At 47.0% G+C, this 20,997-nt stretch carries 16 protein-coding genes; 12 read left to right on the forward strand and 4 right to left on the reverse strand.

Annotated features, from left to right (window positions below; translation table 11 throughout):
- Positions 1-123: 123 nt before the first annotated feature.
- The 4 genes from cidR (at position 124) to OM416_RS20700 (ending at position 3,444) form a co-directional block, all read left to right on the forward strand.
- Entirely contained in the window at positions 124-1,008 is an 885-nt protein-coding gene (cidR, locus tag OM416_RS20685) for a cidABC operon transcriptional activator CidR (protein WP_264932639.1), read from the forward strand.
- 112 nt (positions 1,009-1,120) lie between these two features.
- Positions 1,121-1,978, forward strand: a complete 858-nt coding sequence (locus tag OM416_RS20690) for a carbon-nitrogen hydrolase family protein (protein ID WP_264932640.1) — start codon at positions 1,121-1,123, stop codon at positions 1,976-1,978.
- A 73-nt stretch (positions 1,979-2,051) separates the two neighbouring features.
- The gene (locus tag OM416_RS20695; protein WP_264932641.1) at positions 2,052-2,726 is read left to right on the forward strand and encodes a GNAT family N-acetyltransferase; all 675 of its coding nucleotides are present in this window, start codon (positions 2,052-2,054) and stop codon (positions 2,724-2,726) included.
- Between the two features lie 46 nt (positions 2,727-2,772).
- Complete coding sequence (locus OM416_RS20700; protein ID WP_264932642.1) at positions 2,773-3,444, forward strand: GNAT family N-acetyltransferase; 672 nt, start codon at positions 2,773-2,775, stop codon at positions 3,442-3,444.
- Positions 3,445-3,610: 166 nt separating this feature from the next.
- On the opposite strand, the gene OM416_RS20705 is transcribed toward OM416_RS20700, so the two are convergent.
- Positions 3,611-4,468, reverse strand: a complete 858-nt coding sequence (locus OM416_RS20705) for an alpha/beta fold hydrolase (RefSeq protein ID WP_264932643.1) — start codon at positions 4,466-4,468, stop codon at positions 3,611-3,613.
- Positions 4,469-4,629: 161 nt separating this feature from the next.
- On the opposite strand from OM416_RS20705, the gene OM416_RS20710 reads away from it, so the two are divergent.
- The gene (locus tag OM416_RS20710) at positions 4,630-5,523 is read left to right on the forward strand and encodes a LysR family transcriptional regulator (protein ID WP_264932644.1); all 894 of its coding nucleotides are present in this window, start codon (positions 4,630-4,632) and stop codon (positions 5,521-5,523) included.
- A 180-nt stretch (positions 5,524-5,703) separates the two neighbouring features.
- On the opposite strand, the gene OM416_RS20715 is transcribed toward OM416_RS20710, so the two are convergent.
- Positions 5,704-7,686: an LTA synthase family protein gene (locus OM416_RS20715; protein WP_264932645.1), complete on the reverse strand. Its 1,983-nt coding sequence runs from the start codon at positions 7,684-7,686 to the stop codon at positions 5,704-5,706.
- Between the two features lie 170 nt (positions 7,687-7,856).
- Positions 7,857-8,354, reverse strand: coding sequence for an antibiotic biosynthesis monooxygenase (locus OM416_RS31825; protein ID WP_319951921.1), 498 nt, complete (start codon positions 8,352-8,354; stop codon positions 7,857-7,859).
- Positions 8,355-8,719: 365 nt separating this feature from the next.
- Between OM416_RS31825 and OM416_RS20725 the strand changes: the two genes are divergently transcribed.
- From OM416_RS20725 to OM416_RS20735, 3 genes are all read left to right on the forward strand, one after another.
- Positions 8,720-11,032 (forward strand): ATP-dependent DNA helicase, encoded by a 2,313-nt coding sequence (locus OM416_RS20725; protein ID WP_264932646.1) that lies wholly within the window; start codon positions 8,720-8,722, stop codon positions 11,030-11,032.
- 175 nt (positions 11,033-11,207) lie between these two features.
- Positions 11,208-12,689: an alpha-amylase gene (locus tag OM416_RS20730; RefSeq protein ID WP_264932647.1), complete on the forward strand. Its 1,482-nt coding sequence runs from the start codon at positions 11,208-11,210 to the stop codon at positions 12,687-12,689.
- 540 nt (positions 12,690-13,229) lie between these two features.
- A complete protein-coding gene (locus OM416_RS20735) occupies positions 13,230-13,862 on the forward strand; it encodes a hypothetical protein (protein WP_264932648.1) in 633 nt (210 codons plus the stop codon).
- Positions 13,863-13,986: 124 nt separating this feature from the next.
- Here OM416_RS20735 and OM416_RS20740 read toward each other — a convergent pair whose 3' ends face one another.
- Positions 13,987-14,730 (reverse strand): MBL fold metallo-hydrolase, encoded by a 744-nt coding sequence (locus tag OM416_RS20740; RefSeq protein WP_264932649.1) that lies wholly within the window; start codon positions 14,728-14,730, stop codon positions 13,987-13,989.
- Positions 14,731-14,928: 198 nt separating this feature from the next.
- On the opposite strand from OM416_RS20740, the gene uxaC reads away from it, so the two are divergent.
- From uxaC to OM416_RS20760, 4 genes are all read left to right on the forward strand, one after another.
- A complete protein-coding gene (uxaC, locus tag OM416_RS20745; protein ID WP_264932650.1) occupies positions 14,929-16,371 on the forward strand; it encodes a glucuronate isomerase in 1,443 nt (480 codons plus the stop codon).
- A 382-nt stretch (positions 16,372-16,753) separates the two neighbouring features.
- A complete protein-coding gene (locus OM416_RS20750; RefSeq protein WP_264932651.1) occupies positions 16,754-17,299 on the forward strand; it encodes a MarR family winged helix-turn-helix transcriptional regulator in 546 nt (181 codons plus the stop codon).
- The gene (locus tag OM416_RS20755) at positions 17,296-19,023 is read left to right on the forward strand and encodes an ABC transporter ATP-binding protein (RefSeq protein WP_264932652.1); all 1,728 of its coding nucleotides are present in this window, start codon (positions 17,296-17,298) and stop codon (positions 19,021-19,023) included. The genes OM416_RS20750 and OM416_RS20755 overlap by 4 nt, the downstream gene beginning before the upstream one ends.
- Positions 19,020-20,900, forward strand: coding sequence for an ABC transporter ATP-binding protein (locus OM416_RS20760; protein WP_264932653.1), 1,881 nt, complete (start codon positions 19,020-19,022; stop codon positions 20,898-20,900). The genes OM416_RS20755 and OM416_RS20760 overlap by 4 nt, the downstream gene beginning before the upstream one ends.
- Positions 20,901-20,997: the final 97 nt, after the last annotated feature.

Below are 20,997 nucleotides of genomic sequence, written 5' to 3' on the forward strand. Positions count from 1 at the left end.
TTATTATGAAAATGAAAATGATTCATTTGATATCACAAATTTTACATGGCATTCTTTCATGAGTAAAATGCATATTAAGAATGTTTACTATTCCATTTATCTATGAGAGGTGGGAACCATGCGATGGATATCCGCCATTTGCAATATTTTCTGGAAGTCGCCCGGCAACAAAGCTTCACGAAAGCCGCTGAAGTTCTATATATCACCCAACCTACGATCAGCAAGACCGTCAAGAGTCTGGAAGAGGAATTGGGTATCACGTTGTTGGACCGATATGGTAAGAAAGTGGAATTAACCGATGCGGGTCATGTGTTTTTTCGGCAGGCACTGGAGATTGAAAAGTCGTTCCGTAATCTGTCGTCTGAATTGGACGATCTGATGAACTTGAAGAAAGGCCATCTGCGGATTGGCCTTCCGCCAATGATCGGTTCCAGCTTCTTTCCGATGATTATCGGTGAATTCCATAAAGCCTACCCCCAAGTGACCATTCAACTATTCGAGGACGGTGCCAAAAAAGTGGAGGCCGATGTGATCAGTGGTGCACTTGATATCGGTGTTGCTGTTCTACCCACTGTGGATGAACTGGTAGATCACTTTGTTTTTGTGGAAGAGAAACTGAATCTGATCGTGCATCCTTCGCACCCGCTTGCGGGTAAAGCGTCGGTTGCCTTGCGTGAACTCGAACATGATGCATTCGTGCTGTTTCGAGAAGATTTTGCGTTGCATGACCGGATTATTGTCGCTTGTCAGCATGCAGGGTTCCAGCCCCGGGTGGTATATGAGAGCTCCCAGTGGGATCTGCTCAGCGCGATGGTTGCCGCCAATCTGGGGGTAGCCTTACTGCCCGAGACGATCTGTCGTGAGGTGGATCATATGCGCGTGCGGATCATACCCGTGGTGGAACCGGTGATCCCATGGCAGCTCGGTATGATCTGGCGGAAGGACCGCTATCTTTCATTTGCCACGAGAGAGTGGATTAGCTTCACACAGTCGATGTTGGGTGAGTAAGGAAGCGATTGGAAGATTGTTCTGTCATTGTAGTGCCCAGTGTAAATACTCTTTTGTTGACCCCGGATCGTTGTTACAATGGTAAGCATAATAATGGTGGAGGTGTACGAACATGAAACTGCGGGTATCCGCTATACAATACCAATTGCACACAATCAGCTCGTTTGAGCAGTTTGCCGCTCAGGCTGAGCATTACATACGGACAGCGAGCGAATACGGAACCGAATTTGTACTGTTTCCGGAATTTTTCACAACGCAATTAATGTCCATTGGGGACGAACAAGGCAATGCACTGACAATTGAGGATCTGCCGAACTTTACGGAGCGATATGAGCAACTATTCACGTCACTTGCTGCCAAGTACGGCATGCACGTCATCGGGGGAACACACGTTATTCGCCGTGAAGGGAAGCTGTATAATACAGCCCACATGTTCTACCCGGATGGTCGCATCGTGCGTCAGGACAAGATTCACATTACACCAACCGAAGTACAGGAATGGAATATGGCTCCCGGGGATGGACTTGAGGTGTTCGACACGGATAAAGGCCGTATTGCGATGCTGACCTGTTACGATATTGAATTCCCGGAAATTGTGCGGATGGCCAAAGCCAAAGGTGCTGACGTGATCTTCTGTCCTTCCTGCACGGACGATCGCCATGGATTCTACCGTGTGCGTTATACGAGCCATGCCCGCGCGGTGGAGAATCAGGTGTATGTTGTGTTAACCGGAACCGTGGGTAACCTGCCAACCGTTGACTTCATGCGGGCCAACTATGGACAGGCTGCGATTATTACACCAAATGATATCCCGTTCCCGCCACGTGGCATTCTGGCCGAGGGTGAGATTAACAACGATATGATCGTGACCGCCGATCTGGATCTGGACTTGTTGTATGAGGTGCGCGAACGTGGATCGGTAACGACCTGGCGTGACCGACGTACAGATCTGTATACCGATTGGGAGTAAAACTGCAACTTTTATAACCGAATGGAACAGAGCAGGGAATTTATTTGTCAGTGGAAAGGGGCGATCCGGCACGATGTATACCAAAGAAATGCTGATCACCGACCCGGAGCGAAGTGGCAAAAGGGTAAAGGCAGTCGTTCGCAATTATGTTACAGCCGACTTTGAGGAACTCATTCGCATTCAGGCGGAGAGTTTCCCTCCTCCTTATCCGGAAGAGCTGCTCTGGAGTCACGAGCAGCTCACCAGTCATGTACAGCATTACCCGGAGGGAGCCATCTGTATTGAAGTAAATGGAGAATTGGCCGGATCGATGACTTCGCTGCGGATACAGTGGGACCCAGCACATCCGGCGAATCATACGTGGGCGGAAGTAACGGATGATGGCTATATTCGTAACCACCAACCGGATGGCAACGCGCTGTATATTGTCGATCTCTGTGTTCGTCCGAAGTACCGCAAGTGGGGATTGGCTCAGCTTATGATGCAGGCGATGTACCATCTTGTCATTGCACAGGATATAGATCGGTTACTAGGTGCTGGTAGAATGCCAGGTTATCATCTGGTTGCAGACCAACTGTCTGCGCAGGAATATCTGAACCAGGTGGCAGCGGGAGAAAGACGTGATCCGGTGATATCGTTCCTGCTTCGTTGTGGGCGCATGCCAGTTGGTGTGACAGCGGACTATCTGGACGATGAGGAATCCTGCAACTATGCAGCCCTGATGGAGTGGCAGAATCCATTCAGATAAAGAAATGTTAAATGAAATACATCATCGATTGAGGAGGCATTAATCCATGGAATTTACGCGTATTACATCCATTAATGATCCATTGTTTGCCCAAATGCACAAGCTGATGCAGGAGATTTTCCCGCGGGAAGAAGTGCTGGACTTCCCACTGTGGGCAGAACCGTTGGAAGATCCGGGTATCCGGGTGTTCGTGGCTGTGCATGAGGGACAGGTTGTTGGAGCGACAGAGTACCGTTATTACGAGGACTGGAACGTGGCCATGACTGACTTTACGATTATTGGGCGCGAAGGACTGGGGATCGGCAGTTTCCTGGCGAATCACCGCAAGCGTGATCTGCAAAAGCTTGCTGCAGCAAACGGGAAAGAATTGTTCGGCATGTTTGCCGAAATCTATAACCCTTATCAGAGTCAGGATCACGAGTTTGGCGGCATCAAGCCGATGGATCCGTATGTACGTCGCGAAGTATTGTCCCATCTGGGATATCAGCGTCTGGACTTCCCGTATGTTCATCCATCCTGGCAAGGTGACGGCGAAGCGGTTGGCGGCTTGGATCTGTGCTTCATGCCAGGCGATGAGTCGCTTGGTGAACTGCCAGCCAGCCTAGTGGCTGATTTCCTGAATCGATATTATGCAGTGCTTCCTAATAAACCGCAGGAATGGCTTGCCATGGTAGAGCAATTGACTGCTCGCAAGTCGGTTGCGCTACTGCCGTTGTAAACGGGAGCGTGATGGAACATTAGATCATAGTGGCGTTGCAAGTACCTTGAAGAATGATCACAGTCATGCAAAAATCCCGTAGAACAGGCCATTATTGGACCTGCTTTCTACGGGATTTTTCTATTTCACTAGTTCAAGGCTGAGATTGAGCCAATGTACGTTGGGTTTAAAATATTTTTTTTAAGAACTGGTGAATAAGCTCATGGATCTCTGTCACATGTGTTTCGAGAGCAAAATGCCCAGTATCAAGTAAATGTACTTCTGCAGATGGGATATCACGCTTATAAGCTAAAGCTCCAGCTGGAAGAAAGGCAGGATCATTTTTACCCCATACAGCTAGAAGATGAGGTTGATAATTGCGGAAATAAGCCTGAAATTCAGGATAAAGATCCACGTTTGTTCTATAATCGAGGATTAAATCCAGTTGGATTTCTTCAGCTTCCGGGCGTGACATGTAGGCAATATCCAGTGAATATCCGTCTGGTGAAACAAGGCTAGCATCAGTTCCATGAAGATACTGAAAGTTACGGATAGTTTCGGGGGTTAAGGAATCACGACATGCTTCACGATTTTCAGGTGTTGGAGAGTGCCAATACATCTCCCAAGGTCCCCATGCGTCACTAAACCCTTCGATATATGCGTTACCATTCTGACTAATAATGGCTTGAACTTGTTCCGGGTGAGCTACTGCCAATCGATAACCAACAGGTGCCCCATAATCAAACACATACATTACATATTTCTTAAGAGCTAATGCTTCAGTGAAACCTTCAATAACTCGAAACAGGCTGTCAAATGTGAAGTCAAACTGACTACGCGGTGGAGTTGTTGTGCGACCGAACCCAGCAAGATCAGGGGCAATGACACGGTATTGTTCTGCCAGTTTGGGAATAAGATCGCGAAACATATGACTAGAGGATGGAAACCCGTGTAATAGTAAAATAACTTGGCCATCCTTAGGCCCGGCTTCACGGTAAAAAACGTCGACATCTCCAACCTTCTGTTGCTGATAACTAATCTTCATTTTTTACATCTCCTTTGGATTCATTAAGAAATCCACTATTATTTCTCTTACTTGTACAACTGGTGATGACATGTTTTTATTGTATAATCAATCTATTCATTTTAATAACGAATAGATTGAATGCTAGCTATTTCAAATCAAAATACAAAAGGGTGAAAGATGTGATCAATTCCTTAGAGGGTCGTTTTTTTCAGGCATTTATTGCTTTGCTTGAAGAGAAGAGTTTCAGCCGAGCTGGGGAGCGCTTAGGTTATGTCCAGTCCACAGTAACAACTCATATTCAACAGCTGGAGAAGATCTGCGGACAGAAGTTGTTTCATCGATTTCCACGAGGGGTGGAACCTACGGAAGCTGGAAAAGTATTTTCCAAATATGCTTATCAGTATGTCCAATTAAGTGAATCGCTTAAAGAAAGTATGATTGATATGGATCAGCCGTGCGGAACAATAAATATTAGACTACAGGAATCCTTTTTTCTTACACGCATGCTTCCATTTGTACAGGAATATACGAGAAACTTTCCAAGCGTAAATTTACGTGTTGAACAAGGGGCGCATCAAGATATTCTGAAAGGTGTGCTGGATTATGCCCTGGATTATGGCATTGTTCCTCAAAACCCTGAGCGACATGACATTCTTTTTTATCCGATTATGGAAGAGACTATTGTTTTTGCTGCATCTGAGGAGTTGGTTCGGAAAGTGGAAAGTGAAGGGGCGCAGATTCTAAATGACGAGGTGTTTATCAGTAACGGCACATCTTGTTTGTATCATACGACTGCTGTAGATGTTCTAAAGAATGAAGGGATTGTGGTTAAGGATGCGTTAGAGCTTTCAAGTCTTGAGATGATCAAGGAACTTGTATGCTGTGGAAAAGGTTTTGCCTTGGTCCCTAAAATAGCGATCAAAAACGAACTAAAGATGGGTAAATTAAAAATTCTTCCTTTTACTTCTAAAATAAGCTTTACGCATGGTCTAATTGTTCATAAAAATCGAGAGCGTAGTTTTACGGCTGAAAGTTTCCAATCGGAACTACTGAAATATTTTAAAGAATATTGATTGATCAGCTCTTGTAGCCTTCTGAGACGGAAAAGGGTTGGATGCCGATTGCGTATAATTCAAATAACGCACATGTTCATCCTCGTAAGATGGATCATGTGCGTTATAGTTGTGTAATTTTGAAGAAACATCAGTACTTGGTGATTCGCTATGAAGCTCTTTTAAAATATATAAAAAAAATCAGTTCGCGTCATTCCGATCTGGTAACTGGCTCAAATAACTGTTGGACAAGTGTGCAAGATCCAATGCCCGATCATATTGTTCCTTCGTTATAAACCGTGAAGAAGACGGGCCACTGTTATTGGGTGTGGTTACTGTTGGAGATCCCTTTTCTCCCGAAATTTTCGGCGTCTCTTCTGAAGGAACACTTGTCTGTTGTTGCCCCGCATTCTTCCTGCCCGCATCAGCTAGGGAATAATGCGTCCCATCCCCGTATCCTTTCGCCGGAATGAAGAGAGAAGCATCGTTAAGCACCGACCCGGAAGGGAGGTAGTAGCGTTCGGGTAGCAGATTTCCGCCTTCATGCAGCAAATCTTGACCAAAGTGCAATTGATCCTCCAGTGATATTCCAGTTAATCCCGCAATCGTTGGCAGAATGTCCACCTGGCCTCCGATCTGCTCCAGCTGTACACCCGGAGTAACGCCTGGGGCCGAGATAATGAGTGGAATGTTAATCATATCTGCTGATGTGTATTCCCGGCCATATAACTCTTTCATGAGGACCTCGTCATCCCGATCAAGCGAATAGATGGGAAGTCCCAGGTGATCCCCATAAAAGACGAGCAGGCTATTTTCCCATAATCCCCGTTCTTTCAATCCTGTAATTAACTGTCCAACCGCCTGATCGGCATAATGCTGTGATATCAGATAATCACCAGGCAACGTATCCTTGTAACGCTCAGGCAGCGTCAGCTTCACCTTGTTTTCAGGCAGCGTGTACGGGTGGTGGGCTGACATGGAGATGATATGGGCATAGAAGGGATCACCCGAAGACTGCATGGATTCCAGCTTATCCAGTGTTTTGGAATACAGAACCTCATCCGAGGCCGAAAAGGCGATAGAGTCCTGTGTGCCAAAATAATCGATATCATAATACTGGTCGAACCCAAGTGCCTTGTATAACTGATCCCGATTCCAGAAATGAACATCATTCGTATGGAATGTGGCTGTTTGATACCCGTTTGCTGACATCAGCTTAGGTAGACTTGGCAGAGCTTTATCCGCATATACAGTCGTTGCTGCCCCGTTCGGCGGGGTGTAGAACGATGTATTTACAACAAATTCTGCATCCGATGTATTTCCCTGTCCCACTTGCTGATAGAAGTTCGGAAAATACACGCTTTCTCTAGCCAATTGATTAAGATTAGGCGTGATCTCCTGTCCATCTACCTCTAATCCAATCAGGAAGTTCTGGAACGATTCCAACTGGAGCACAATGACGTTGCGTCCGCTCGCAGCTCCTTGCTTCACAATCGCAGGAAGTTCAGTCGTTTGCTTTAGCTGGTCGATGTCAGTCTGATCAATGTGAGCAATGGGCACAGGTTTATCAGGTCGATCAAGGATGGTATATGCCTCGTAACCGAGGATACCCATTTGTTCTGCTTGTGTAATTTCACTCATGCTGGCCCGATTGGGGTAGATGTTGAGCATGCACAGGATCATGGACAGGGTCAGAATGACCGAGGCAACCCGCCTTCTGGCACGTCGTTCAAGCGGGATTCGGTCCGGGCGTTCTGTACTCCCGAGCTTGATCCGGCGCCGAATAAGTATCCCCCCAATGATCAGAACATCTGCAAAAATAAACAAATAATAGGGGTCAAGCAAAGAGAACATGCTGCTCTTGACCGAGGTCACCTGATTGACCTGTGCCAGAGCGTGATAGTTAACGATTACGCCGTAGTATTTGTAGTACATGATGGCTGCAAAGAAAATACCCGAGAGTAGCAGATTCACGGCAAGGTATATCCACATGCGCCGTTTGGCAGCAAACCACTCAATTAGACAGAAGCCGATCCAGATGAGCGGCAATTCGGTCAGCAGTGGCTTCCAGACAGGGATGTCATCGAATATAACAATCCAGGCCAGTGAGCTTTTGATCATCATAATGATGGTGAAGAATATAAACGGTCCGCTTAGAAACCGGGTGAGTGAACTGCGTGACAAGGTACCGCCTTCCCTTCCGAAGTTTCATTTAACAAGTATTATCCTATCTCAGCAAGTCCGTGTCAAAAAATGAAAGCCGCCATGAATCGACAACAAAAAACCTCTTCCAAGCTGGAAGAGGTGTGGCGGGTGCGGGTTGCTGTAAGGAAAGCCAGACCGTACCCGATTCGTTATTCTATAGTGTACGTTGTAACGTAAGAAGGTCTGGGGAACATGGATGGCTTCTGTGCGGTCAGGCCTTCGCTTGTACTGCGGTTACGGTGAGCGTGACTATATGCTTGGGATTCCTGCCAGCCTTTGAAATGTTCCTCGGACTGCCAGAGTGTAAGTACAACATAGGTGTCATCCTTGAGTGGACGAAGGACACGAATACCAACAAAGCCGGGCTCGTCTTCTACCTTGCGGGCACGGTTCTTGAACCGTTCTTCGAAGTCGTTACGACCATCCTCTGTGACAGGGATATTGTTCAAAACAGCAAAACCTCCGCCAGTCCAGGAGCCTGCGGCATCGAAAGCTTCATATGCGGCTACTTTATCATCAGACTCGATATTCATCAGGCGTTCTGCGGATTCAATAGCCAGGCGCACCTGCTCTTCGCTTCGCAAAGTTAGATGCGGGTATGCAGCAAGTGCATCCGGAATCGGTGAAGGAACCAAATAGATATACATAGAAGCTGCCTCCTTATATAAATACATTCCATGTAAGTTAAACTATACGTTTACACGAGAACGCAGAGGACAGAAATAACCTGAAGAAGCGAAGTGTGCGCCTGAAAGCTTTCTGAAAGAAAGCTACATCGGAAGCATACGCTATCACCGGATTTTCCCCATGAAGAGGGGATCAAAAAAATCTGGGGATAACAGCGATCGGAAGGTTGTTCTGTCATCGGAGTGGTAAGTGTAACATTAACTAGTTCAACTTATATACCTCAACATAGCATATGGGAATCAGTGAGTCCAATCGGTGCATCAACTGGTTTGAGCACGTCTTTTCATGATAAAGTATAGTCACTACAAACAGAACGGGTGATCGTATGACAACAACAATTCGGATATCGGTTAGACCTTTGGTGGAGTATGTGTACCGCAGTGGCAGCATACGTCCAGGGTTCCGGACCAATGCCTCGATGCAGGAGGGAACTCGAATTCATCAGAGGGTACAGAAGGAGTACACCGAAGAGGATCTGAAAGAGATTGTACTCGAAGCTGAGATTCAACATGGCGATCTGACCTATGTGGTGGAAGGCCGATGTGATGGCCTGATCCGGTTGGAGGGTCAGTTAACGGTAGATGAGATCAAATCGACTGCGGGCAATCTGGATGATCTGGGAGAGGGTCTTCCCGTACACTGGGCGCAGGCCATGATGTATGCCTACATGTACGCCGTTCAGCAGGATGAACCACGTATGCAAGTGCAGTTGACGTATGTGCATTCGGTAACCCATGAAGAAAGACGATTCCGTCGAATGGCAGAGCGACAGGAACTGGAGCAGTTTGCGGAAGAAGTGATTGCCGGTTATGCGCCATATGCAGAGATGATCGCTGCATATGAAGAAAAGCGTGATATCAGTGTGAAAGAGCTGCCGTTTCCTTTTCGCAAATATCGGGAGGGACAGCGGAAGCTGGCAGGAGCCGTATACAAGACGATCCGTGAGGGTCAGGGATTGATGGCCAAAGCACCAACAGGCATCGGTAAAACGATGTCCGTGCTGTTTCCCACGGTCAAAGCGATTGGTGAAGGCGAAGCCAACCGATTGTTCTATCTGACCGCGAGGACTACGACACGGGTGGCGGCAGAAGAAGCTTTTGCCCGGATGCAATCGGAAGGATTGAAGATGCATGTGATCAGTCTGACCGCGAAGGATAAGATTTGTTTTAAGGAAGAAGAAGCTTGTGATACGGGGCAATGCGGCATGTGCGAAGGATATTATGACCGTATTAACGGGGCCGTACTGGATATGCTGGAACATGAGACATTAATGACACGTCCGGTCATCGAGCAGTATGCGCGCAAACATCGGGTGTGTCCGTTTGAGTTTTCACTGGATGCGGCGTATGCAGCAGATGCGGTGATCTGCGATTATAACTATATTTTCGATCCGAGGATCTCTTTGAAAAGAATGTTGGAGGAGCAGAAACGCAAGACGGTGTTACTGGTGGACGAGGCACATAATCTGGTCGATCGTGGCCGAACGATGTTTTCCGCTGAGTTGGAGAAGGCGGTGTTTCTGGATGTGAAAAGGGAGTTCCAGACGCTGGGCAGCAGTGTGCCAGCTGCGAAAGCCATTGTTGACTACACGGGAGCCATTGATAAGTATCTGATTACCCTTCGCAAAAATGGTGGGGAAGAAGGAAAGATCATACAGCAGGAGGCACCAGAGGAACTGATAGAACGGCTGGAGCCTTTTGTCATGGTTGCGGAGCAATGTCTTGTAGAAGGTGGATCGGGGAATGCTGAAACAGATCAGCTGCTGCTGGATGCCTACTTCACGGCACAGAATTTCCTGCGTATTGCCAAGCTGTATGATGAGCGTTTTATTACGTATGCAGAGTGCGTACGAAGCGAAGTAAGAGTGAAGTTGTTCTGCCTTGATCCTTCCGTGCTGCTTCGTCAGACGGCCAAAGGATTCCGCTCCCTCATTCATTTCTCGGCCACATTGTCACCCCTTCGCTATTATCGGGATATGCTGGGTGCAGAGGAAGAGGATTATACGTTGCAGATTCCATCGCCATTTCAGCGTGAACAGTTGGATGTGAGACTTCTGCCCTTATCTGTGCGTTATAAGGACAGGGAACAATCCAGACGCCCCATTGCAGAGATGCTGCAACAGCTGGTAAGCGAATGGCCGCGCAGTAATCTAATGGTGTTCTTCCCTTCTTATCCTTATATGCGAGAAATCTATGAAACCTATGCACAGCTTCCGAATGAAGCGGATACGGTCATACAGAAGCAGGGCATGAACGAATTGGAACGAGAGCAGTTTTTGGATGGATTCCAACCAAATCCTGAACGAACACGATTGGTGTTTGCCGTCATGGGTGGCGTGTTCTCGGAGGGTGTCGATCTGCCGGGAGACCGCTTGAATGGCGTCGTTGTGGTAGGTGCGGGGCTGCCGCAGATTGGTCTGGAGAACAACGTGCTTCGTGATTATTATGATCGGACAGGACGTAACGGATTCAATTATGCCTATATTTTCCCGGGTATGAACAAAGTGCTGCAAGCGGGTGGACGGCTGATTCGGACGGAAGAAGACAAGGGTGTGCTTGTGCTGGTCGATGATCGTTTTACACAGGAACCGTATCGTTCGCTACTGCCCGAGGAGTGGCATGATTATAAGCGAATTTGATGAATAAACTATGGATGAAATGATGCATGTAGCATATATTTTTCGATTTTCTTTCTTTTACATGATTGAAGGGTAGGGTGAAAGGGTTATAACTTGGTTAGCAACGAACGAACAACGGCGAATACCCTATCCGTTCCGCGGTCCGCTTCGAAAGCAATCAAGGAGGTCGGTTATAATGAAGAGAAATCATACCATGATGCAGTTTTTTGAATGGCACCTGGCTGCAGACGGAGATCATTGGAAGCGACTGGCTGAAATGGCCCCGGAACTGAAAGCCAAAGGCATTGACTCGGTATGGGTACCTCCCGTAACCAAGGCAGTGTCTGCAGAAGATACAGGTTATGGTGTATATGATCTGTACGATCTGGGCGAATTTGATCAAAAGGGTACCGTGCGCACCAAATATGGCACCAAGCAGGAACTGGTGGAGGCCATTGCCGAGTGTCAGAAGAACGGAATCGCCGTCTATGTGGATCTGGTCATGAATCACAAAGCCGGAGCAGATGAGACGGAAGTGTTCAAAGTGATTGAGGTTGATCCCAATGATCGAACGAAGGAAATCTCCGAGCCGTTCGAAATTGAGGGTTGGACCAAATTCACATTCCCAGGGCGCGGGGATCAATACTCCTCCTTTAAGTGGAACTCCGAACATTTCAATGGTACGGACTTTGATGCCAAGGGAGAACGGAGCGGTGTATTCCGCATCGCAGGTGAGAACAAGAACTGGAATCAGAATGTCGATGATGAGTTCGGAAACTACGATTATCTGATGTTTGCCAATATAGATTATAACCACCCGGATGTCCGGCACGAGATGGTCGAGTGGGGGAAATGGCTGATCGATACTCTCCAATGCGGTGGGTTCAGGCTGGATGCCATCAAGCATATCAACCATGAATTCATTAAGGAATTTGCAGCAGAGATGATCCGCAAACGTGGTCAGGATTTCTACATCGTAGGTGAGTTCTGGAACTCGAACCTGGATGCATGTCGTGAGTTCCTTGATACGGTAGACTATCAGATCGATCTGTTCGATGTGTCTCTCCACTACAAGTTGCATGAGGCTTCTCTTGCCGGCAGAGACTTCGATCTATCCAAAATTTTTGATGACACCTTGGTTCAGACACATCCTACCCATGCGGTAACCTTTGTAGATAACCATGACTCACAACCCCATGAAGCATTAGAATCATGGATTGGAGATTGGTTTAAGCCGAGTGCTTATGCGTTGACGCTATTACGTCGCGATGGTTATCCGGTTGTATTTTACGGGGATTATTATGGTATTGGTGGACCTGAACCTGTGGATGGCAAAAAAGAAATTCTGGACATTCTGCTGTCTGCCCGTTGCAACAAGGCCTATGGAGAGCAGGAAGATTACTTCGATCACGCGAATACAATTGGCTGGGTACGTCGTGGTGTAGAGGAAATCGAAGGCTCAGGTTGTGCGGTGGTTATCTCTAATGGGGATGACGGTGAGAAGAGAATGTTCATCGGTGAGCACCGTGCTGGTGAAGTCTGGGTAGATCTGACGTACAGCTGTGAGGACCAGATTACCATTGAGGAAGACGGCTGGGCTACCTTCCATGTATGCGGTGGAGGCGTCTCCGTATGGGCTCTTCCGGAGCAGGATGAGGACTGCGCTGAAGCTGAGTAATGGCATAGTGCTAGGCAATATAAGAAAAGATAATCAGATCGCTATGCTATGAAAAAAGTATATAGATCGTTGAACCACCTGAACAGGAGGGCTAGCAGGCCTGTGTTCAGGTGGTTTTTTGCATTTCTATGTACATCTAAACTCAATCCTAACGAACCTAGCACACCTTATTTCCACTGAATTGGCGGTATGGGAATTCTAACGAATCTCAGTAACCTTATGACTCCCAAAAACGATTGAACTAGCGCCAATTGGAGCAACATCAGCAGATTAGCGCGTCTGAGATTCGTTAGAATATTGAAACCTTGAATTTAACCCGAATAAGGTCTCTCAGATTCGTTAGCTTAACGAGGGTTAAGGCTCACCACATGTAAAAGAATCACTGCTGTAATTAAAAGCATGAAATGAGAAAGAAATAGTTCGGTTTCACATCTTAATACATGGTACAATAATCCAAATATGGATCAATAAAAAACCAAAAAAGAGAAACTAATGAGCCAAATATTCATGATAGAGAATCTGAGAAGGAGGAGGGATGGCATGAGCCCCAAAAGAAAGATGAACCATTTCTTCCCGTTGGTGGTGTATCTATTTGTAATAGCCATGTGTCTGGGGGCTTGCAGTTTGGGAGCAAACCAGGGGCCGGCGGGTGAACCGAAGCGAACTGATGAGTATACGCAAAATTCGGAGCGAAGAGATTTGAATGAGCGGGTTACGAAGAGACCTGAGTCCTTTCGGAAGAATACGCCGGATGAGTATACTTTGACTGCAACAGTGGATGTGAGTCATGAATCCGGAGTTGATCGGATTTCTTATGATATTTTGGTGAATGAGGCTCGAGTTCCCATGGTTAATGTCATTCAGTCCTTCACCCTCGATCCAATTATGATGAATCGAATCGATGCCGGAGAGCTATTTCATTCCAATGTGAGCAATACATACGAGATAAGTCTGGAGCCAGATAAGGAACCGCTTGGATTGAGTTTGGGCAGGAATTATATTTTGAAGTCGAAGGTAGAGATCGACAGCAATGGTATAAAGCGTTTTGCAGATATGTATATCAAAATTTCCTATGGGCCGAATGATCAGCGAACAGAAGATTATTTTCATGTTCAGGCCGAGCCGTCTCTGAGAACGATTGAGTATATGAAGTCATGGGAGAAAGAAAAATAGGAAAAAGCAACGCCCACCACTTCCATCAGAGGAATCTGAGTAGACGCTGCTAGTTATCTATTTGAGATAGTAAAATTATTACCTTTCAGAATACTGATTCATCGTATCCCACATTCAATTGAACTCACTCCAGTTCAAATGATTCCAGCGTGCCAACCATCCGTAGATCATGCTCGCGGTTGAACTGTTCCCGGTTGTCCGCATCCGCGTATTCATCATGATAATGCATCAGTACGGTTTTCCGTCTCACTTCCGCGGGTAACTGCTCCAGTTCCTTTAATGAAGTATGGGATTTGATCACCAGATCATGCATATGACATTCATGGAAAATCAGCTGCACATCAGCGGCAGCTTGTTCCACCCGTTCCTGGTCGAGTGTACTGTCTGCACTGTAATAGAAGTAAGGCTTGGCGAGCAGCCCATTGCTTACCATACCGGGAACATGCTGCGTTCGAAACGTCTCAAACGTCACGCCGCCCAGTTCAAATGTGCCTCCATCTGGCAGTGGAACGACATCGTAGTAATCGCTCATGGTACGCTCACCATCCGTTGTGTAGCGCATGCCCGGAGATAGAATGTTCCAGAGTGGCTCTACCAATTGTTCGTGGATGAACAGACGGGGTTTGCGGTCGCCTACGATCTGTGCGTAATAACCCAGCATCTGTACACCATTAATATGATCCTCATGCAGGTGGGTAATGAACACATTTTGAATATCTGTCATGGCGAATCCATATTCCTTGAGTGCTTTTGCATTAGATTCTGGAAAATCAATGACCAGATGCGTCTCTCCGAATTCAGCCAGCATACTATTGTGATGCTGTTCCACGCTGAACATATCTCCTGTGCCGAGAAAAGTAATTTTCATTCAATCTCCTTGTGTGATCTTCAGATCAGCATCCTTGCGTTAAATCCAGTATACCTTGTTCGCGAATATATGCCTAAATCAACCTTTTTTGATAACGTTATCATTTTATATTGAACTTTGGTGACAAACAGTGTAGCGTAAAGGTGGGAAGTGAACCCATATGAACGTAAACTCACCTAAAGGGAGCGTGCGAGGCGAATGAAATCTTTTCTGGATGAACAATTTTTGCTGCACAATGAAACGGCGGTCAAGTTATATGAGGATTATGCGAAAGACATGCCGATTATTGACTATCATTGCCACCTCAGTCCTCAGGAGATCTACGAGAACAAAACCTTCGGCAATCTTACAGAGGCCTGGTTATACGGTGATCACTACAAATGGCGGCTCATGCGCGCGAACGGAATTGAAGAGCAATATGTGACCGGCGGCGAAGGAGTGACCGATTACGATCGTTTTCTGGCTTACGCCAAAACGGTACCCATGATGATTGGTAATCCACTTTACGCGTGGTCTCATCTGGAATTACAGCGTTATTTTGGCGTCTACGAAGTATTAAATGAGACGAGCGCACCAGCCATTTGGGAAAAAGTAAATGCCAAACTGAACAGTGACGGATTCGGTGCACGTGATCTGATTACCAAATCCAATGTCACTGTTGTATGCACAACCGATGATCCTACCGATTCTCTGGAGTATCATCTGAAGATTCAGGAGATCGAAGGCTTTGATACTGCCGTATTGCCATCCTTCCGTCCGGATAAAGGGCTGGAGTTGAACCGCGATACCTTCACCGAATGGGTGGGCAAGCTGTCACAGGCATCCGGAACCGCGATTTCCGATTATGAATCCTTCCTTGCTGCGCTGGAGTCCCGGGTAGAATTCTTCCATTCCGTAGGCGGCAGAGTCTCTGACCATGCACTTGATTATGTTCCTTACGGTGTGGCTACGCGAGAAGAAGCGGCTGCGATTTTTGCAAAGGCACTTGCAGGCCAGAAAGTAACTCGTGAAGAAGAGGACAAATACAAGACGGTAACGCTGACGTTCCTTGGCAAACTGTATGCAGAGCGAGGCTGGGTGATGCAGTTCCACATCAATGCAGCACGTAACAACAACACACGCATGTTGGCTAAGCTTGGGCCGGATACCGGTTATGATGCCGTGAATGATACACCGTTGTCGTCAGCGATGATTGGTTTACTCGATGCGTTGGAGCAGCAGCATGCGTTACCCAAAACAATTCTCTATTCCCTGAATCCACGCGATAATGAAGTGTTGGCAGCAATTATCGGCAGCTTCCAAGGCGGGGGTATTCCTGGCAAAATCCAGCTTGGTGCAGCATGGTGGTTCAATGATACGAAGGACGGCATGCTCGCTCAGATGAAGGCACTGGCGAATGTTGGTCTGCTCAGCCGATTTGTCGGCATGTTGACCGATTCACGCAGCTTTCTGTCCTATACCCGGCATGAGTATTTCCGTCGTCTGGTCTGCAATCTCATTGGTGAATGGGCTGAACAGGGCGAGGCACCGCAGGATATGGAGCTGCTCGGACAGATCGTACAGGGCATTGCCTACAACAATGCGAAAGAATATTTCCCGTTTGCCTCAGTGCTTAAAACGGTCTCTGCTTCACAATCTTGATGCTCAACAAGTGCACCTAATCATGTAAGTTATGCAATAACAGAGCTAGCTTTTTTTCTTCTTTTCCATGGTAATAAAAAGCTCCCATTATATATCTGGGTCTTCATCCACCGGAGTATAGAATGGGAGCTTTTTTTGTAGTTTGGATTCAGGGCATTGCACATAATAAGTACAACGGGCTCCAATGACGGCAAAATGACAACCCCCATAACAAGCGCATGTAAGCTCTTGTTATGGGGGTATATTGGTTATTTTTAGATGTTTGACATTGGCTTCTTTCGAGAATATACTTAGTACACCTAATTAATTGTAATGCTATTTAATAGATGTCCTATGATGTTGGATGTCTATGGAATGATAATGAAAGAAGGAGGAAACCATTATGACTGGTGGTATAGATCCGGTCGCTCAAAAGCTTTTATACTCCATCATGCAGTTTAATAAAGGCAAATGGAGGCAACATAAACCTCATGGGCGCAATCACAATGAAATTATGGTGCTCGGTTGTTTACTCCACGGGATGCATCCGGGAGAACGATTGAATTGGCAGGATAACCCGCCTGATTTCAATGACACGATCCAATCTAATCATCCCGGGATGAAAGTCTCGGAAATCAGCGCCTTGCTACGAGTGAAGTCCCCAACCATTACACCGGTTATTCGGGGTCTTGAAGATGAGGGGTTGGTCAAGCGGACGATGGACCCGGAGGATCGACGTGCTGTCCGCATCACGATTACTGAAGCAGGCCGTGAGATCATTCGGGCTGCTCATGAAGAGCGCATGGAGATATTTAACAAACTCGTTAAACACCTGGGGGAAGAAGACAGCACTCAGCTTGCTGAGCTATTGACGAAGGTATATACCTTTTTTGATACACTGCCTTCCCTGCATAAGGATGATTCGACACAAGGAGATGATACGCCATGATGAAACTGTTTCGCATGTTGAAGCCTTACAAAATACCCATCTTCTTCATTCTGGGTCTGATCATGTTACAGTCTTTGGCTGAACTTTATCTGCCTACGCTAATGGCAGACATCGTGAATGATGGCATTATTAAAGGAGATATCCCTTATATCTGGCAGATTGGCGGTTGGATGCTCGTCATTGCGATCGGCGGAACAGCATGTTCGGTAATTGCCAGTTACCTCTCATCCCGCACAGCGGGTGGATTTGCCAAACAACTGCGTAGCAGAGTATTCCGTCATGTGGAGAACTTCTCGCTCCAAGAGTTCGATAAGATGGGTACTGCTTCACTGATTACGCGTACAACGAATGACATTACGCAGGTACAGAACGTACTTACCATGATGCTGCGCATGATGATTATGGCTCCGCTCATGTGCATCGGGGGTATCTTCATGGCGGTATCTCAGGACGCCAAATTATCCACGGTCTTCCTGGTTGTACTTCCTGTACTGGGTGGAGCCATTGCGCTAATTGGTGCCAAAGGTTTACCTTTGTTCAAAACCATTCAGAAAAAGCTGGACCGACTCAATCTGGTGCTGCGGGAGCAATTAACAGGGATTCGGGTCGTTCGTTCCTTTAACCGCGGTAAGCATGAGCGTGTACGTTTCAATGGGGCCAATACGGAACTGCGGGACGCTTCGATCAAGGTCAATGTGCTCATGGCGACTATTATGCCTGTTATGATGCTAGTTATGAACTTTTCGATGATTGCCATCCTTTATTTTGGTGGAATGCGGATCGACAGCGGCAATATGAACATCGGTGCGTTGATTGCCTTCATCCAGTATGCAATGCAAATCATGTTCTCACTGATTATGGTTTCCATGATCTTTGTCATGATTCCAAGAGCTTCAGCATCGGCAGAACGGATCAACGAAGTGCTAGATATGCAGCCGGATCTTAGCAATCCCGAGCAGCCGAGTGGCATGAAATCGATGCAGGGTATGATTGAGTTCGAACATGTAACCTTCCGTTATCCGGGCGCAGAGAATCCAGCTTTGTCCGATATATCTTTCACAGCTCGCTCAGGTGAGACAACAGCCATCATTGGCGGTACGGGTTCCGGGAAATCGACATTGCTCAGTCTTATTCCACGATTTTATGATGTGACCGAAGGCAGTGTTCGGGTAAATGGTACGGATGTGCGTGAAATTCGGCAGGAAGATCTGCGTGCCAAAATTGGCTTTGTACCACAAAAGGCAGTCCTCTTCACGGGTACGATTACGGAGAATATTCGTCACGGGAAAGAAGATGCCACAATGGATGAAGTTGTTCATGCGGCCCGTACAGCTCAGGCGGAGAACTTCATTACCGAGATGAAAGATGGATATGACAGCCTGATCGCGCAAGGTGGTAACAACGTGTCTGGTGGACAAAAGCAACGTCTGTCTATCGCTCGCGCACTTGTTCGCCGTCCAGAAGTTTATATCTTTGATGACAGTTTCTCTGCCCTCGATTTCAAAACGGATGCTAAACTTCGTGCTGCACTGAAGACCCAAACGACAGAAGCGGCTGTGCTGATTGTTGCCCAGCGCGTAAGTACAGTAATGGATGCTGATCGTATTCTGGTCATGGATGAGGGCCGAATTGTCGGTTCAGGAACACATAAAGAGCTGCTGGAGCACAATGAAGTGTATCGCGAGATTGTATCCTCCCAGCTGACAGAGGAGGAGATCGCATGAGTGAACGTACAGAGCGCAAGTCGTCTCGTCCCCCTGGTGGGCCGGGTCACCCTGGAGGCGGAATGGGTATGCGGCCTCCCGCTGAGAAAGCGAAGGATTTCAAGGGCACACTGCGGCGCTTGATTCGTTATCTCCAGCCCCACAGTTCTCGCCTATTGGGTGTGCTGGTCGCAGCCATTCTGAGTACCGTATTCAGTATCATCAGTCCAAAGATCATGGCAGAGGGAACAGATATTCTCAGCCAAGGCGCCATTGCCATCCTTCAGGGTGTACAGGGGGCCGGGATTGATTTTCCTGCATTGATGAAAGTATTATACCTGCTTGGCGGACTCTATCTGTTCAGTGCTGCATTTATGTATGTTCAGCAATACCTGATGGCCGGTGTGGCCCAGCGTGTTGTGTATGACATGCGTGAGCAGATCAGTGCGAAGGTCGGACGCCTTCCTTTGAAATATTTTGATTCCCGCACGACTGGGGAGACGCTTAGCCGTGCCACGAATGACGTGGACAATATCAGTAATACACTTCAGCAAAGTTTGGCACAGTTCATTACGTCTATCGTCACGATTGTCGGCGTAATTATCATGATGCTGACGATTAGTCCATGGATGACCTTGATCACGATTTTGACGCTGCCACTCAGTGTGGTTGTTGTCATGCTGGTCGCATCCCGTTCGCAAAAACACTTTGCGAGTCAACAGAAATCCCTTGGGGAACTGAATGGTCATGTCGAAGAGATGTACACGGGGCACAAGGTCGTCAAAGCATTTGGACGCGAAGAACAATCCGTACAGCAATTCGAGAAGGTCAATGAAGAGCTGTATGAATCCGGCTGGAAAGCCCAGTTTATCTCCGGTATTATTATGCCGCTCATGAGTTTTGTGGGTAACTTGGGTTATGTGCTGATCTGTGTGGTTGGTGGGATTTTTGTTACACGCGGATCGATCTCTATCGGGGATATTCTGGCCTTCACACAGTATTCCCGTCAATTCACACAACCGATTAACCAGATTGCAAATATCTCCAATATCATTCAATCAACGATTGCTTCGGCAGAACGAGTATTCGAGTTGCTGGATGAAGAGGAAGAAGTTCCAGAGTCCAAACAACCCGTGCAATTACAACAGCCTAAAGGTGCGGTTACGTTCCAAGGTGTTAATTTTGGATATAAAGAAAATGAACTGCTCATTCATAACATGAACATTGATGTGAAACCGGGACAGACGGTAGCCATTGTTGGACCAACGGGAGCCGGTAAAACCACCTTGATCAACCTGTTAATGCGTTTCTACGAAATTCAGGATGGTCAGATTACGATTGATGGTGCCGACATTAAGGATATGGAGCGTGGCAAACTGCGCAGCCTGTTCGGCATGGTGCTTCAAGATACCTGGTTGTTCAACGGAACGATTCGGGACAACATCGCCTATGGTCGAGAAGGTTCTACGGAAGAGGAAGTCATCAAAGCAGCCGTGGCGGCACATGCGGATCACTTTATTCGTACACTGCCTGATGGTTATGATACGGTGCTGAATGAAGAGGCATCAAACATCTCTCAAGGGCAGAAACAGTTGCTGACGATTGCAAGAGCGATTCTGGCGAACCCAGCCATCCTCATTCTGGATGAAGCGACGAGTAGCGTGGATACACGGACCGAAGTATTTATCCAGAAAGCGATGAATGATCTGATGAAGGATCGCACGAGCTTTGTCATTGCACACCGTTTGTCCACTATTCGCGGCGCCGATCTGATTCTGGTTATGGATCATGGTAACGTAATTGAACAGGGCAATCATGAAGAATTGATGGCAAGTCAGGGCTTCTATGCGGACCTGTACAATAGTCAATTTACGGAGCAACAACCACAGGCGATCTGATACAGAAGTAACTAACAAGAATAGCCGGGAGCACCCTAGTAGGGGTTCCCGGCTATTTGTCGTATCTCCAGAGGATTGACGCTGAGATATGAATTAT

Origin of the sequence: Paenibacillus sp. LS1 (genome assembly GCF_026013365.1) — a bacterium.
GTDB lineage: Bacteria > Bacillota > Bacilli > Paenibacillales > Paenibacillaceae > Paenibacillus.

Bases quoted from the DNA above. Each gene is read 5' to 3' on its own strand.
- cidR (WP_264932639.1), top strand. From the start codon at position 124: ATGGATATCCGCCATTTGCAATATTTTCTGGAAGTCGCCCGGCAACAA.
- OM416_RS20690 (WP_264932640.1), top strand. From the start codon at position 1,121: ATGAAACTGCGGGTATCCGCTATACAATACCAATTGCACACAATCAGC.
- OM416_RS20695 (WP_264932641.1), top strand. From the start codon at position 2,052: ATGTATACCAAAGAAATGCTGATCACCGACCCGGAGCGAAGTGGCAAA.
- OM416_RS20700 (WP_264932642.1), top strand. From the start codon at position 2,773: ATGGAATTTACGCGTATTACATCCATTAATGATCCATTGTTTGCCCAA.
- OM416_RS20705 (WP_264932643.1), bottom strand. From the start codon at position 4,468: ATGAAGATTAGTTATCAGCAACAGAAGGTTGGAGATGTCGACGTTTTT.
- OM416_RS31825 (WP_319951921.1), bottom strand. From the start codon at position 8,354: ATGTATATCTATTTGGTTCCTTCACCGATTCCGGATGCACTTGCTGCA.
- OM416_RS20725 (WP_264932646.1), top strand. From the start codon at position 8,720: ATGACAACAACAATTCGGATATCGGTTAGACCTTTGGTGGAGTATGTG.
- OM416_RS20730 (WP_264932647.1), top strand. From the start codon at position 11,208: ATGAAGAGAAATCATACCATGATGCAGTTTTTTGAATGGCACCTGGCT.
- OM416_RS20735 (WP_264932648.1), top strand. From the start codon at position 13,230: ATGAGCCCCAAAAGAAAGATGAACCATTTCTTCCCGTTGGTGGTGTAT.
- OM416_RS20740 (WP_264932649.1), bottom strand. From the start codon at position 14,730: ATGAAAATTACTTTTCTCGGCACAGGAGATATGTTCAGCGTGGAACAG.
- uxaC (WP_264932650.1), top strand. From the start codon at position 14,929: ATGAAATCTTTTCTGGATGAACAATTTTTGCTGCACAATGAAACGGCG.
- OM416_RS20750 (WP_264932651.1), top strand. From the start codon at position 16,754: ATGACTGGTGGTATAGATCCGGTCGCTCAAAAGCTTTTATACTCCATC.
- OM416_RS20755 (WP_264932652.1), top strand. From the start codon at position 17,296: ATGATGAAACTGTTTCGCATGTTGAAGCCTTACAAAATACCCATCTTC.
- OM416_RS20760 (WP_264932653.1), top strand. From the start codon at position 19,020: ATGAGTGAACGTACAGAGCGCAAGTCGTCTCGTCCCCCTGGTGGGCCG.